Consider the following 13923-nt stretch of genomic DNA (forward strand, 5'->3'; position numbering starts at 1 on the left):
AAAGGACCCTCCATGCTCCGTCCCCCTGAAATCGATGCCTTGATCGCCAACAACCGCGCCTGGGCCGAGGCCATGCGCGGGCGCGACCCCCTTTTCTTCGAACGCCTGAAAAACATCCATCAGCCGGAATTCTTCTGGATCGGCTGCTCGGACGCCCGGGTGCCCGCCAACGAACTCATCGGGCTCACCGCCGGTGAAGTCTTCGTACATCGCAACATCGCCAACCAGGTGCAAGCGGCCGACCTGAGCTGCGCGGCCACCATCGAATTCGCCGTCGCCCGCCTGCAGGTGCGCCACATCCTCATCGTCGGTCATTCCGACTGCGGCGGTGTCAAGGCCGCCATCCGCGCCGACGCCCCCGAGCTCGTGCAACACTGGGTGCATCCCATCCGCGAACTCTACCTCCAGCACCGCGCCGAGCTCGACGCCCTGCCCGAACCCGAGCGCACCAACCGCCTCGTGCGCATGAACGTCATCACCCAGATCGAGCGCCTGGCGCAAAACCCCGTCATTCGCCGCGCCTGGGATCGCGGCGAGGGGCCGATGCTGCACGGCTGGATCTACGACGTCGGCGATGGACTCCTCGAAGATCTCGGCGTGTCGCGCGGGCCGCAGAGCTGAGAAAAATTTCCGGGAAAATTTTCCTGAACGAATCTAAAATGGAGAGGCGTAAAAACCCCTGAGCCACCATGGAATCCCGCACGAACCTCGCCCGTCGTCGCTGGGTGCAATCGCTGATGAGTCTTGCGCTCGGCGGAATCGTCGGCGTGCGCGCCGCCGAGGAAGCGCAACCCCTGCGCTTCGGCATCCAGCCCTTTCGCACGGCTGAGGTCCTTCTCACCTTGCACAAGGGGCTGCTCGACACGCTCGCCCAGGCGCTGGGTCGGCCGCTGCGTTTCTCCACCCGCCCCACCTACGATGCCTATACCAAGGCGCTCCTGGCCGGCGAATTCGATCTGGCCATCATGCCACCGCACGTCGCCGTCTGGCTCGCCACCCGCGGCGACTGGGAGCTCGAAGCCAAATACGAAGTGCGCCTCTCGGCCCTCCTCGTGGCACGCGACACGCCTCCCCTGGCCGATCCAGAGGCGCTGCGTGGGCGGCGCATCGCCCTGGGAGACCCCGACTCGATCGTCTCGCTCGTCGCCCGCGAAACCCTCGACCGCCTCGGTCTCGTGCCCCAGCGCGACTTCACCCTCGTGCTCACCGCCTCGCATGGCGCCTCGATGCAGGCGCTCGCCAACGGCAGCGTCGATTACGCCATCGTCGCCAACACCGTTTATGGCCAGTTTCGCGCCAAGTACCCTTCGCTGTACGCCGTGCCTTTCGGTCCCGACGTACCCCATCTCATGGCGGGAGCGCGCCGTAGCCTGCCCGAGGCCCTGCGCACGCGCTTCCGGGCCGCGCTCCTCTCCTTCCATGAAACCGAGGCGGGGCGCCGATTCTTCACCGAAACGGGCTATCGCCGCTTCGTCCCGCTCACCGAGGCCGATTTCGCCGAAATGGCTCCTTTTCTGCCGATCCTGGATCGGCGCTATGTTTACTCGCAAGGGCCTTCACGATGAACTGGCTACGCCGCATTCCGTTTCGCATCCAAATCCTGCTGGCCGCGGGTACCGTCCTCATCATCATCGTCGCCGGATTCACCTATGCCCATTGGCGGGCCCTCGACGAAGCCCTGTTACGTGCCGCCGAGCGCGAGGCCCTGCACTACACACGCCAGCTCGACACCCTCGCCCGCCAGGCTCTACTCACGCACGACTACGAGCAGTTGCAGGATCGGCTGCAGGCCCTGCTGGGCGGAGAGACCGTCGCGTTCGCCGTCGTCCTCGACGAAGACGGCCGACCGGTGGCCTCCTACGGCTGGCAAGATTCCACGCAAGCTCTCCCTCCTCATGGTGCTCAACTCGAATGGCATGGGCGGCCCGTACGCGTATGGTATCATTCCGTCGCCAGTACGGCAGGAGGAGAACCCATCTCGTTCGGTAGCCTCGTGCTGGGCATCTCGCTCACCCCCTTGGAAACGGGTCGCGAACGGCTCATCCTCAGCACCGCCCTGCTCCTGCTCTTCTCCCTCGCCTTGGGTGGCGTGCTGCTCGACGGCGTGGCACGGCGGCTCGCACGACGGCTCGTCGCCCTGGCCGAATTGAGCCAGACGCTCGCCGCGGGCGATCTCTCGCGCCGCGCCGAGGTGAGCGGCAGCGACGAAGTGAGCGTGCTCGCGCAGAGTCTCAACGCGCTCGCCGACGCCGTAGCCGCAAGGATCGACGAGCTGCGCCACCGCATCGAATACGACGCGCTCACCGGCCTGCACAGCCGCATCTATTTCGACGAGGCGCTCGACAACCTCCTGCAACGCTACGAACCGGGGCGAATCTGGGTCTGCGCCATCGATCTCGATCATTTCGCCGCCGTCAATGACAGCTGCGGCCACGAGGCGGGGGACCGTGTCCTGCGCGACGTCGCCCGCCTCATGGAAGAGATCATTCCCCCGCGCGTCGAACAGGCCGTGCTCGCGCACCACGATGCCGACGAATTCGCCGCCTGCTGGGTGGGGACGAGCGAGGATGCACCCAACGAGGCGCTCGCGCGCGAGATCGGCGCCAAGATCCTGGCCCACCCCATCACCGACAACGGCCTCAACCTGACGGTGGCCGCGAGCATCGGACTCGTACGCGCCGACCGCGTCCCCTCCACCGTGGCCGACCTGAAGATCGCCGCCGACATCGCCAGCTACGTCGCCAAGCAGCTCGGCGGCAACCGCGTCGTCAATTACCTCCCCACCCATCCCTGGGTGGAGCGGCGCCGCCGTGAGATCGAGCTGCTGCCGGTGCTCCTCAACGCCATCCGCACCGAGGCGTTCGAACCCTGGGTGCAGCGCATCGTTCCCGTGGGCGAAGGCCGGCTGCACGCCGAGATCCTCATGCGGCTGGTCACCGAGCGAGGGGAACGGCTCACGCCGGGCGTATTCCTCTCCGCCGCCGAACGCTTTCAGCTCATGCCGCGCATTGACCGCATCGTGGTGCGCAAGGTGATGGCAGACCTGGGGCGGCGGCTCGCCGAGAATCGCCCGTGGCCGGCCGACGTCATCAGCCTCAACGTCTCGGGGCAGACCTTGTCGGACGAAGGCTGGGTCGAGTATCTCGAAGCCCTGCTCCGCGAACATGGCATCCCGCCAGAGCGCCTGGTCTTCGAGATCACCGAGAGCACCGTGATCGAGCAGACCGAAGTGGCGGTGGCCTTCATCACGCGGATGCGCGGCCTGGGCGCGGCGATCGCGCTCGACGATTTCGGCTCGGGCACCTCTTCCTTCGGCTATCTGCGCCGTTTCACCGCCGACTATATCAAGGCCGACGGCCAATTCGTGCGCCACGTGCACGAGCGGCGCGAAGACCGGGTGATCGTGCAGACCATGGTGAGCCTGGCGCGGCTCATGCGCATGGCCACCATCGCCGAATTCGTGGAAAACGACGCCATCATCGCCACGCTGCGCGAGCTGGGCGTGGACTATCTGCAGGGCTACGCGGTGCACAAACCCCAGCCGCTCTCCGAGCTCTGAAGGGTGGCGTGAATGAACTACGGCGCCAGACGCTGGCGAACCCACCCCCCGGCGCCGTCGGGACGGTAGGCGATGCGATCGTGCAGGCGCGAGGGACGGCCCTGCCAGAATTCCCAGTAATCCGGAATCAGCCGGAATCCGCCCCAATGTGGCGGGCGCGGCGGATTGAGGCCGAACTTGAGCCCATAGCGGGCGACTCGCTCCACGATGTCGGCGCGCGAGGCGATCGGCTGGCTCTGCTCGCTCGCCCAGGCGCCGAGGCGAGCCGCCAGAGGGCGCTGGGCGAAGTAGGCGTCCGACTCCTCGGGCGAGACCTTCTCGACCCGACCCTCGATGCGCACCACCCGTTCCAGATCGGGCCAGAAGAACTGCAGGGCGGCGAAGGGATGGTGCTCCAGCTCGCGCCCCTTGCGGCTGAGATAGTTCGTGTACCACACGAGGCCGCGCTCGTCGGCCTCCTTGAGAAGCACGGGGCGCGTCGACGGGCGGCAGCGCTCATCTACCGTGGCCACGGTCATGGCATTCGGCTCCGGCACGCCGGCGTCGATCGCCTCCTCGAGCCAGGCGCGAAACTGCATCAAGGGATCCGGATGGATGCGATCCTCGTCGAGCGTATCGCGGTCGTGTTCGCGGCGCACGTGGCGCAGATCGATGCGCGTCATGGTGTTTCCCTTTAGAACGGCAGCCGGCGCAGCTGCACGGCCTCGGCCACGTGCGCCGGCTCGATCGTCTCATGGCCCGCCAGATCGGCGATGGTACGCGCCAAGCGCAGGATGCGGTGATAGGCCCGCGCCGAGAGATCGAGCCGGGTGATCGCCCGCCCGAGCAAGGCCAGCGCCGGCTCGCCCGCCCTGCCGTGCGTTTCCAGTTCGCTGCCGGAGAGCCGCGCATTCTCCTTGCCTTGGCGCGCCAGTTGCCGCTCACGCGCTGCGAGCACCCGAGCGCGCACTTGCGCCGAAGACTCCCCCGGCGCGGCCGCGGCGAGCGTCTCCGGCAGCAGGCGCGGCACTTCCACCCACAGGTCGATGCGGTCGAGCAGGGGCCCGGAGAGCTTGGCGTGGTAGCGCTCGATCTGCGCCGGCGTGCAGCGGCAACGCCCGGACGGATCGCCCAGGTAGCCACAGGGGCAAGGATTCATCGCCGCCACGAGCTGGAAGCGAGCAGGGTATTCCACCCGCTCCTTCACCCGCGCCACCGCCACCCGCCCCGTTTCGAGCGGCTCGCGCAACGCCTCCAGCACCCGGCGCTCGAATTCGGGCAATTCGTCGAGAAAGAGCACACCGCCGTGCGCGAGCGAGATCTCGCCGGGTCGCACCGCCCCGCCGCTGCCCACCCCGCCGACGATGGCCGCGGGCGAAGCGCTGTGGTGCGGCGCGCGAAAAGGACGCACCCGCCAGCGTTGCGGCGTGAAACGCCCGTCGCTCGACCACACCGCCGCGGTCTCGATCGCCTCTTCTTCCGTCATCGGCGGCAAAATCCCCGGCAGACGCTGCGCCAGCATCGACTTGCCGGTACCCGGCGGTCCGTAGAGGAGCAGAGAATGTCCGCCAGCCGCGGCGATCTCCAGCGCCCGCCGCGCCCCCGCCTGCCCCTTGACCTCGGCAAGGTCCGGCCACGCGGAGCCTGCCGTCTCTGCCATCGGCTCGGGCGGCGCCGGCAGGCGTCCGTCGCGCAGCCAGGCGACGAGCTCGGCAAGCGATGCCACCGCCACCGTCTCCGCCCCGACTCGCAACGCCTCATGGGCGTTCGCGCGAGGCACCACCACGCGTCGGCCCTCGCGCCGCGCCGCCAGGGCCGCGGCCAGCACGCCGCGCACCGGCCGCACGCTCGCGTCCAACCCCAGCTCGCCGTGGAATTCGTGATCGGTGAGCGCCGTGGGCGGCACCTGACCGCTTGCCGCGAGCAAGCCCACCGCGATGGGCAGATCGAACCGTCCGCCGCTCTTGGGCAGATCGGCCGGGGCGAGATTGACCGTGATGCGCCGCGGCGGAAACTCCAGCCCGGCGGTGAGGATCGCAGCACGCACGCGCTCACGCGCCTCGCGCACCTCGGCATCGGGCAAACCCACGAGGTTGAACGCGGGCAAGCCGTTGGCCAGATGCACCTCCACCGCCACCCGCGCCGTCTCGACGCCAGTGGCCGCACGCGTGAGCACCGTGGCGAGGTTCATCCCCAGACGATCAGACAGTGGTTTTTCTTGCCGCGCTGCAGCACCGTGTAGCGGCCGAAGCGCCGGTCGGAGTCGCCGATCACCGCGTCCAGCGCCGTGACTTTCACGCCATTGACCGCCACCGCGCCGCTACCGATGAAGGTACGCGCCTCGCTCTTCGACTTCGCCAGCCCCGCGGCCACGAGCGCATCCACCAGGCCGCTCTGCTCGCGCGACAAGGCCGCCGTGGGCATGCCATCGAGCGCGAGCTGGGCGTAATCTTCTTCCGTGAGCGCCTCGAGCGAGCCGGAGAAGAGCGCCGCGCTGATGCGCTCGGCCGCGCGCAGGGCCTCGCTGCCATGCACCAGCCGCGTCACTTCCTCGGCGAGTATCCGCTGCGCTTGCGGCTTGTCGCGCCGCCGGTCTTCCTCTTCGATCGCCGCGATCGCCTCGACCGACAGGAAGGTGAAGTAGCGCAGGAATTTGTAGACGTCGGCGTCGGCCGTGTTGAGCCAGAACTGATAGAACTTGTAGGGTGAGGTCTTGCGCGGGTCGAGCCACACTGCGCCGGATTCGGTCTTGCCGAACTTCGTGCCGTCGGCCTTGGTCACCAGCGGCAGCGTCAGCCCATAGACTTCGGCACGGCACAAGCGCCGTACCAGGTCTATCCCGGCGGTGATGTTGCCCCACTGATCCGAGCCGCCGATCTGCAACAGGCAACCATGGCGGCGGTAGAGCTCGACGAAATCGTAGGCCTGCAGGAGGCTATAGGCAAACTCGGTGAAGGAAATCCCCACCTCGTCGCGCGCCAGGCGCTGCTGCACCGATTCCTTTTTGATCATGGCGTTGACCGAGAAATGCTTGCCGACCTCGCGCAGGAAGTCGAGCACGTTCATGCGGCCGAACCAGTCGTAGTTGTTCGCCAGGATCGCGGGATTGCCGCCCTCGAAAGAGAGGAAGGGTTCGAGCTGGCGCTGGATGCGCTCGCTCCATTGCGCCACCACGTCGAGCGAATTGAGTTTGCGCTCGTTGGCCTTGAAACTCGGATCGCCGATCATGCCGGTCGCCCCGCCCACCAGCGCAATGGGCCGGTGCCCCGCCTGCTGGAATCGGCGCAGCACCAGCACCGGCACGAGGTGCCCCAGATGCAGGCTGTCGGCGGTCGGGTCGAAACCGCAGTAGAGCGTGATTTGACCTTCCTGCAGGCGCTGCTGCAGCGCCGAAAAATCGGTCGTCTGCGCGATCAGTCCGCGCGCGCGCAAATCCTCCAATACGTCCATCGATTCGGATCCTCGTCGCCGGCAGGACGATTCGCCCCGCCCCGTTCATGGGAAAAATTGGATTTTCCCACGAAAGCGGGCCCCCGTCAGCCGCGGCGCAGCTGGGCGATCAGCCGGTCGACTTCCTTGAGCGCCGCCTCGTGGCTGCCCGTGAGCGAGGCGGACGTGAGATAGCGCCCTCCCACCGCCAGGGTCGGCACCCCGTCGATCTTGTAGGCGCGGGCACGCGCATCGGCCTCCTTCACGCGCGTCTCCACGCCGAAAGAGGTCCAGGCATCGTAGACCGCCTTGCCGTCGCCGCCGTTTTCCTGCACCCAGGCGCGTGCGCCGTCGCGATCATAGACGAGACGGCGCTCGTCCTGCACTGCCGCGAAGATCTTCGGATGCAACGCCTCGAGCTGACCGGTTGCATCGAGCGAGAAATGCAACCGCGCCAGTCCTGCGAGCGCCCCCTGCCCCCAGATCACGGGCGAGCGATGAAACGCCACATCCCCACCCAAGGTCTTCTTCCATCCTTCCACCAGCGGATCGAGATGCCGGCAATGCGGACAGCCATAATGGAAAAATTCGATCACCTCGATTTTGCCGGGAATGGTTGGCTGGGCCGGGGAGAGCTCCACGTACGTCTTGCCCTCCTGGGCCTGCACACTGCCTGCCCCAGCCAAGGCCAGTAGGCCCAGGGTCTGAAGAAACCGCCTGCGGTCGATACCTTCTGTCTTCATCGTCCTCGTCGCTCCTCATTTGACCAGCGTCGGGGCATAGCCCGCCGCCAACAGCCGGGCCCGCGCCGCCTGAGCTTCGTCCTGACTGGCGTAGGGGCCGGTGCGCACCCGGTAGAGCGTACGACCATCGGGCATCCGGGCCGGTTCCACCGTGGAAGGAATCCCAGCCAACGCCAGCTCGGCGCGCACTCGGCTCGCCTCTTTCTCGGTGGCGAAAGCCCCTACTTGCCAGTAGAGCCGCTCCGTGCCTTGCGGTTTCGGCGGTTCGGAAGCTTTCGGCGGCTCGGGCGCGATGGCGGCGACCTGCGGCGTCACCGGAGGCGTCGGCACCACGGTGGTCGGCTGCGGTGGCGTTTTGGCGTCGGTCGTCTTCGGCGGCTCGGCGGGTTTCTGGGTTTTCCCGTCGTTGCCGTTCCACCCTTCGGGCAAGACTTTGTAGAAATCGAACTTCGTCTCGGCCGGCGTCGTGCCCGCCGGGGTTCCCTGGTTTTTTTCCGCCGGCGTCTGGCCAGGGAACGGGGCATTGCGGGTAAACCACCACGCGATCCCGAAAGCGAGGATCGCGCCCAGCGCCAAGCCGAGGAGGATGCCGAGCAGCGTCCCGCCCCACTCTTTTCCTACCCTACGGCAAACGCGCATCATCGTCCCCTCACATCGACTCTGGCGCCGAGACCCCGAGCAGCCCCAAACCCGTGGCCAACACCGTTTTCACCGCCGCCGCGAGCGCCAGCCGCGCCAGACGCAATGGCTCTTCTTCCACCAGGATACGCTCGGCGTTGTACCAGGCGTGGAAGTCTGATGCCAGATCCTTCAGATAGAACGCGATGTGGTGCGGTGCACGCTCACTGGCCGCCGTCTGCACCACCTCGGGAAATGCCTGCAAGCGCACGCACAGATCGAGCGCCGCATCGCTCGTGAGCAAGGACGCGTCCGCTTCGCGCAAATCCTCGATCGTCCCGCCCCACTCGCGCAACACCGAGCAGATGCGCGCGTGCGCATACTGCACGTAATAGACGGGGTTCTCGTTCGACTGTTTCTTGGCCAGATCGAGGTCGAAATCCAGGTGCTGGTCGCATTTGCGCAGCACGTAGAAGAAACGGCAGGCGTCGTTGCCCACCTCGGCGCGCAACTGGCGCAGCGTGACGAACTCGCCTGCGCGCGTCGACATCGACACCTTCTCGCCATTGCGATAGAGCACGGCGAACTGCACCAGCGCCACCTCGAACTTCTCCGGATCGAGCCCCAGCGCCTGGATCGCCGCGCGCACGCGCGGGATGTAGCCGTGGTGATCCGCCCCCCAGATGTCGATCATCAGATCGTAGCCGCGTTCGTACTTATTCCAATGGTACGCGATGTCGGAGGCGAAATAGGTGTAACTACCGTTTTCACGGCGCACCACGCGATCCTTGTCGTCGCCGAAGTCGGTGGAGCGAAACCACCAGGCGCCGTCCTGCTCGTAGAGATAGCCGCGCTGCTTCAGGGTCTCCACCGCGCGCTCGACCATCCCCGTGTCGTAGAGGCTCTTCTCCGAGAACCAGCGGTCGAACCGCACCCCGAACTCGGCCAGATCGTCACGGCAGTCGCCCAACTGCTCGGCGAGCGCGAACTCGTGGATCCAGGCGTAATCCTCGCCCAACAGGCGCTTGGCGTTGGCGATGAGCTGATCGAGGTGCCGCTCGCGCTGCTCCACGGCCTGCGGGTCGGTGCGCTCGGGATCGGGTTCGCCCGGCGTACCCGCCAGCACGTCCTCGGCGCGCACCCTGGCGAAGCGATCGCCATGGCGCTCGGCAATGGTGGCTGCCATGTCGATGACGTAGCGCCCCTGATAGGCGTTGCTCGGGAAGGGGACGCGGATGCCGAAACGCTCGAGATAGCGCAGCCAGGTGGAGAGCGCGAGGATGTCCATCTGCCGGCCGGCGTCGTTCACGTAGTACTCGCGCTCGACGGTGTGGCCAGCAAAGGCGAGCACGTCCGAGAGCGCCGCCCCGTAGGCCGCCCCGCGCCCGTGGCCGACGTGCAGCGGCCCGGTGGGGTTGGCCGAGACGAATTCCACCAGGATGCGCCGCCCGGTGGATTCCCCCGCCCCGTAGCGCACCCCGCGCGCGAGCACCTGCGGCACCACTGCGTTCTTCGCCGCCGGCGCGAGCGTGAAATTGATGAAGCCGGGACCGGCCACCTCCACCTTGGCTACCCAAGGGTGCGGCGTGATCTCACGAACGATCTCCTGGGCGAGCTCGCGCGGATTGCGCTTGATCTGGCGGGCGAACTGCAAGGCAATGTTGCTTGCCCAGTCGCCATGGCTCGCCGCTTTCGGGCGTTCGAGCGTGAGCGGCAGATGCGCGTATTGCGGCACGACCGCCATCAGCGCCTGGCGCAACAGCGCGGCGAGCAGCACCTTGGGGTCGGACACGGACAGGGAGGGATCTTGGCTCATCATGACTCGGTTCTGCGATCGTCAAACTGCAATTATAGCCCTCCCCTCTGCCCGAAACGTGCCGATTTGCGCTAATCTTGGACGTTGGCCAACCCGTGGAACGTCGCCGCCGTGCGCCTGCTGCGCCTGACTCGCATCTTCTGGATCGTCTATGCCTACGCGCTCGACGAGATCGTTGCCCAAGCCGACACTTCGGGGCGTTTGACGCGCTGGTGGCGCCGGCTCTTCTTCTGGCGACGCAGCGCCGTGCCCCGCGGCGTGCGCCTGCGCCGGGCGCTCGAATCGCTCGGGCCGATCTTCGTCAAGTTCGGCCAGATGCTCTCCACCCGCCGCGACCTCATCCCGCCCGACATCGCCGACGAGCTCGCCCTCCTGCAGGATCGCGTCCCCCCCTTCCCGAGCGAACAGGCCCGCGCGCTGCTGGAAGCGCACTACGGCAAGCCGCTGGAGGCCGTGTTCGCCCGCTTCGAGCGCGACCCCGTGGCCTCGGCCTCGGTGGCGCAGGTGCATTTCGCCGAACTCTTCGACGGCACGCAGGTCGCCGTCAAGATTCTGCGCCCGGGCATCGCCCCGGTGATCGAACACGACCTCGCCCTGATGGACACCGCCGCGCGGCTCCTCGAAGCGCTGTGGCCCGAGAGCCGGCGGCTCAAGCCGCGCGAAGTGGTGGCGGAATTCGCCAAATCGCTGCACGACGAGCTCGACCTCATCCGCGAGGCAGCCAACTGCTCACAGCTGCGGCGCAACTTCGCCGGCAGCGACATGCTGCTCGTGCCCGAAGTCTATTGGGACTATTGCGGGCGCGAAGTGATGGTGATGCAGCGCATGGTCGGCACTCCGATCTCCCAGATCGAGACGCTGCGCGCCAAAGGGATCGACCTCAAACGCCTCTCGGCCATGGGCGTGGAAATCTTCTTCACCCAAGTCTTCCGCGACGGTTTCTTCCACGCCGACATGCATCCCGGCAACATCCTCGTGGCCGACGACGGCCGCTACATCGCGCTCGATTTCGGCATCGTCGGCACCCTCGCCGACGAAGACAAGAACTACCTCGCGCAGAACTTCCTCGCCTTCTTCAAGCGCGACTACCGGCGAGTGGCCATCGCTCACCTCGAGGCCGGCTGGGTGCCGCCGCACGTGCGCGTCGACGAATTCGAAGGCGCGATCCGCGCCGTGTGCGAACCCATCTTCGACCGCCCCCTCAAGGACATCTCCTTCGGCAAGACCCTGCTGCGCCTCTTCCAGACCGCCCGCCGTTTCGAAATGGAAGTGCAGCCCCAGCTCGTGCTGCTGCAAAAAACGCTGCTGAACATCGAAGGTCTGGGCCGCCAGCTCGACCCCGAGCTCGACCTGTGGCAAACGGCCAAACCCTTCCTCGAGCGCTGGATGAGCGAGCAGGTCGGCTGGCGGGCGCTACGCCGCCAGCTCGAAGAAGAAGCCCCCCAATGGGCGAAGATCCTGCCGCAGCTGCCGCGCCTCGTCCACCGCGACCTCAGCGAGCGCCTGGCCGAGCGCGAACGGGAAAAACTGCGCGAGCGCCGCGCCGAACGCGAAGCGGCCAGCCGCCGCCGCGAGCGGCTCGTGTGGGCGTTGCTCTGGGCGACGGCGTTTGCCGCGGGGTGGTGGTGGGGGCGGTGATGTCGTTGTTTCAACCTGAGGAAGCAGCAAAGCCCTTGCTGCATTGCAGCCTTCAGATAAGATATAATTGATCATGGCTGAGCGCAAAATCATCGACGAAAGTTTCACGCTCTCGCGCAAACGCGGCAATGGCATCTTGCGCCGGGAAGTCTGGGTCGATGAAGAGGGGCGGGTCGTGCGCTACAACCTTGCGTACATCAATCATGCCCTCTTTGCGGGCGACCATGGGCGCGTACTCGGCTATGACAATGCCCATGGCTACCACCACCGCCATTATTTCGGCACCGTCGAGCCCATCCACTTCGTCAGTTTCACAGACATCGAGGCTCGCTTCGAGCAAGACTGGCTCGCTTTGGGAATCAAGACATGAAAACAATCCTGAAAACCGAACCCGTCGAGGCATTCTTCCAGCGGGGACGCCATCTCGCCCGGCTCGTCGACGAGGGTGGCACCCTGCCGAGCGAACGTATCATCGCATTCGAAGATCCTGCCGATCTCGCCCGACTCATGACCGCGGCCAAGATCGCTCTCTTTCGCGCCGCCAAGGAACGCCCCGGTTCGCTCACCGACCTTGCCCGACGCTTGGGGCGGGATCGCAGCGCGGTCAAGCGTGACGTCGATGAGCTCGCCCGTACGGGGCTGCTCGTGGTCGAGGAAAAACCCCTCCCCGGCCACGGCCGGTTCAAGGAAGTCCGTGCCGTGGAAGAAACGGTGGTAATGGCTGCCGTTCTGGCGTGAAAACCGGCGAGGCAACGCCTCGAGAACCTTCCCGGCCAGTTCAACTGGCGCTCGCGCGACCGAGGATCCGGTGAACTTGGGCGCAAAAACTCAAAAACGCTTCTGAATGATCCCGGCAGCGACGCCAACGCCTGCAGGAACGAGCAAAACGAGCGCAACGCCAGCGAGAATCAACCCCCACCACGGCAGCGCTGGCGCCAGCAGCCAAGCGGCGATCGCGACAAGAAGAAGAGCAAGAACGGCGAGGAGGGTATCCATGAGGCAATAGTATGGCTCAAAGTTGCTCTTTGGAACCCGAGTCTGCGTGACGGGGAATCCTATTTATCATGCCAAGATGATTTCAAGGATTGGCGGCACAATCTAAAGGAATATCCTGAAAGTGCGCCGGACACCGAAGACTGGAGGAGGAATTCAAATGAGTCCATGCTGCAGTCAGAAGCATGACATGAAAATTGGATTCGTCCTGATTGATTCTCCGCTCACACCGTTCTCGACTCGACGCGAGATCGTGCAGTGGGCGGCATACTGCCGGAATCAGGCGGCTCTGAGCAGCAACCCGGTGAGTCGCGAGGCATGGCAGCGCGAGCTCGACGAGACTGAACGACTGCTGGCGCAGACGCTCGCCGATGGAAATGGTCGATGATCCGCGTCGAGATAGACGACCGCGCTGTGCGCCTGGCGTTCGCTGTGCTCGGCCGATTTCAATCCACGTTCGGCTTTTCAGCAGGTCGAAGTGCGCTTTTTTCCAGGGTGGAAGGCGCATTGGACGCGAACGGACGCCCCTGCCAGTCGCGCCCCTCGCCGATGCGCGCGCGTGACCCTTCCATGAGCGCCTGGCCCACGTCATGCAGGGCCGGGGTCAGGTTATTCACGCGCCGCGCCAGACGGTCGAGCGCCTGGCGGACTTCACGGTCATCAAGTTCGATCTTTATCATCGTGCTATACTGCTATCAAGGGATCGCGGCAAAATCTCCCGGCAGATGCTGAAGGTGCGCCGGACACCGAAGGTTGGCGGGGACATTCACCCGCCGGGGTCATAAGGCCCTAGTGGTGGGGAGGGGAGTCCACCACGCGATCCCCGCGAGGCTGATCCGGCGCGGCCTCATTTCGTACCCTTCTTGATCAGGCGGCGCACTTCGGAATCCTTTGCCGCTTCGCTGCGCGACAGACGCCGATAGCTCGTCACCCACAAGCTTTCGCCCACCTGCGTCGCCTTCACCACCAGCACATAACCGCCGTCTTCCTGATCTTCGCGGATGTAGATCATGCTTTTACCGTCCACCGCCTTGTGGGTCGGCGCGTCCACCACACCCTGCACCATTGCATATTCTGCTGGGGCGATCTCTGGATGCGCGCTCAACTGCTTCAAGACTGTCTCGGTGGATGCAATCGAGAAGAACCTC

15 protein-coding genes and 1 pseudogene are annotated in these 13923 nt (G+C 66.0%); 7 read left to right on the forward strand and 9 right to left on the reverse strand.

Annotation, left to right across the window (positions count from 1 at the left end; genetic code table 11):
- Positions 1 to 12 precede the first annotated feature (12 nt).
- The 3 genes from H607_RS0109045 (at position 13) to H607_RS12960 (ending at position 3559) form a co-directional block, all read left to right on the forward strand.
- Positions 13 to 621, forward strand: a complete 609-nt coding sequence (locus H607_RS0109045) for a carbonic anhydrase (RefSeq protein ID WP_037990210.1) — start codon at positions 13 to 15, stop codon at positions 619 to 621.
- Positions 622 to 689: 68 nt separating this feature from the next.
- Entirely contained in the window at positions 690 to 1565 is an 876-nt protein-coding gene (locus H607_RS0109050) for a phosphate/phosphite/phosphonate ABC transporter substrate-binding protein (RefSeq protein ID WP_028875167.1), read from the forward strand.
- A complete protein-coding gene (locus H607_RS12960; RefSeq protein ID WP_028875168.1) occupies positions 1562 to 3559 on the forward strand; it encodes a putative bifunctional diguanylate cyclase/phosphodiesterase in 1998 nt (665 codons plus the stop codon). Before H607_RS0109050 ends, H607_RS12960 begins: the two co-directional genes overlap by 4 nt.
- A 17-nt stretch (positions 3560 to 3576) precedes the next feature.
- Here H607_RS12960 and pdxH read toward each other — a convergent pair whose 3' ends face one another.
- The 6 genes from pdxH to argS all read right to left on the reverse strand — a co-directional run bounded on the left by pdxH (position 3577) and on the right by argS (position 10147).
- The gene (gene pdxH / locus H607_RS0109060) at positions 3577 to 4221 is read right to left on the reverse strand and encodes a pyridoxamine 5'-phosphate oxidase (protein ID WP_037990213.1); all 645 of its coding nucleotides are present in this window, start codon (positions 4219 to 4221) and stop codon (positions 3577 to 3579) included.
- A gap of 11 nt (positions 4222 to 4232) precedes the next feature.
- Positions 4233 to 5729 (reverse strand): YifB family Mg chelatase-like AAA ATPase, encoded by a 1497-nt coding sequence (locus H607_RS0109065; RefSeq protein ID WP_028875170.1) that lies wholly within the window; start codon positions 5727 to 5729, stop codon positions 4233 to 4235.
- On the reverse strand, positions 5726 to 6988 hold the full coding sequence (tyrS, locus tag H607_RS0109070; RefSeq protein ID WP_028875171.1) for a tyrosine--tRNA ligase: 1263 nt from the start codon (positions 6986 to 6988) through the stop codon (positions 5726 to 5728). The genes H607_RS0109065 and tyrS overlap by 4 nt, the downstream gene beginning before the upstream one ends.
- Before the next feature lie 86 nt (positions 6989 to 7074).
- Positions 7075 to 7710 carry a thiol:disulfide interchange protein DsbA/DsbL gene (locus H607_RS0109075; protein WP_211218528.1) on the reverse strand — a complete coding sequence of 212 codons (636 nt, stop codon included), beginning with the start codon at positions 7708 to 7710 and terminating at the stop codon, positions 7075 to 7077.
- Positions 7711 to 7725: 15 nt separating this feature from the next.
- Complete coding sequence (locus tag H607_RS0109080; protein ID WP_083962007.1) at positions 7726 to 8352, reverse strand: SPOR domain-containing protein; 627 nt, start codon at positions 8350 to 8352, stop codon at positions 7726 to 7728.
- A gap of 7 nt (positions 8353 to 8359) precedes the next feature.
- Positions 8360 to 10147, reverse strand: coding sequence for an arginine--tRNA ligase (argS, locus tag H607_RS0109085; RefSeq protein ID WP_211218529.1), 1788 nt, complete (start codon positions 10145 to 10147; stop codon positions 8360 to 8362).
- A gap of 108 nt (positions 10148 to 10255) precedes the next feature.
- On the opposite strand from argS, the gene ubiB reads away from it, so the two are divergent.
- The 3 genes from ubiB (at position 10256) to H607_RS0109100 (ending at position 12520) form a co-directional block, all read left to right on the forward strand.
- Positions 10256 to 11782, forward strand: coding sequence for a ubiquinone biosynthesis regulatory protein kinase UbiB (gene ubiB / locus H607_RS0109090; protein ID WP_028875175.1), 1527 nt, complete (start codon positions 10256 to 10258; stop codon positions 11780 to 11782).
- A gap of 73 nt (positions 11783 to 11855) precedes the next feature.
- On the forward strand, positions 11856 to 12152 hold the full coding sequence (locus tag H607_RS0109095) for a toxin-antitoxin system TumE family protein (RefSeq protein ID WP_028875176.1): 297 nt from the start codon (positions 11856 to 11858) through the stop codon (positions 12150 to 12152).
- The gene (locus H607_RS0109100) at positions 12149 to 12520 is read left to right on the forward strand and encodes an HVO_A0114 family putative DNA-binding protein (protein WP_028875177.1); all 372 of its coding nucleotides are present in this window, start codon (positions 12149 to 12151) and stop codon (positions 12518 to 12520) included. The genes H607_RS0109095 and H607_RS0109100 overlap by 4 nt, the downstream gene beginning before the upstream one ends.
- 90 nt (positions 12521 to 12610) lie before the next feature.
- Here the strand turns inward: H607_RS0109100 and H607_RS13390 are convergent, their stop codons facing one another.
- Positions 12611 to 12778: a hypothetical protein gene (locus tag H607_RS13390; protein ID WP_157381291.1), complete on the reverse strand. Its 168-nt coding sequence runs from the start codon at positions 12776 to 12778 to the stop codon at positions 12611 to 12613.
- A 187-nt stretch (positions 12779 to 12965) separates the two neighbouring features.
- Between H607_RS13390 and H607_RS0109110 the strand changes: the two genes are divergently transcribed.
- Positions 12966 to 13163 (forward strand): hypothetical protein, encoded by a 198-nt coding sequence (locus tag H607_RS0109110; RefSeq protein ID WP_157381292.1) that lies wholly within the window; start codon positions 12966 to 12968, stop codon positions 13161 to 13163.
- A gap of 58 nt (positions 13164 to 13221) precedes the next feature.
- On the opposite strand, the gene H607_RS0109115 is transcribed toward H607_RS0109110, so the two are convergent.
- Positions 13222 to 13455 carry a phage virion morphogenesis family protein gene (locus tag H607_RS0109115; RefSeq protein WP_028875179.1) on the reverse strand — a complete coding sequence of 78 codons (234 nt, stop codon included), beginning with the start codon at positions 13453 to 13455 and terminating at the stop codon, positions 13222 to 13224.
- A gap of 167 nt (positions 13456 to 13622) precedes the next feature.
- Positions 13623 to 13923: pseudogene (locus H607_RS0109120) on the reverse strand (phage minor head protein); the annotation flags it as partial.

Source organism: Tepidiphilus margaritifer DSM 15129 (assembly GCF_000425565.1).
GTDB lineage: Bacteria > Pseudomonadota > Gammaproteobacteria > Burkholderiales > Rhodocyclaceae > Tepidiphilus > Tepidiphilus margaritifer.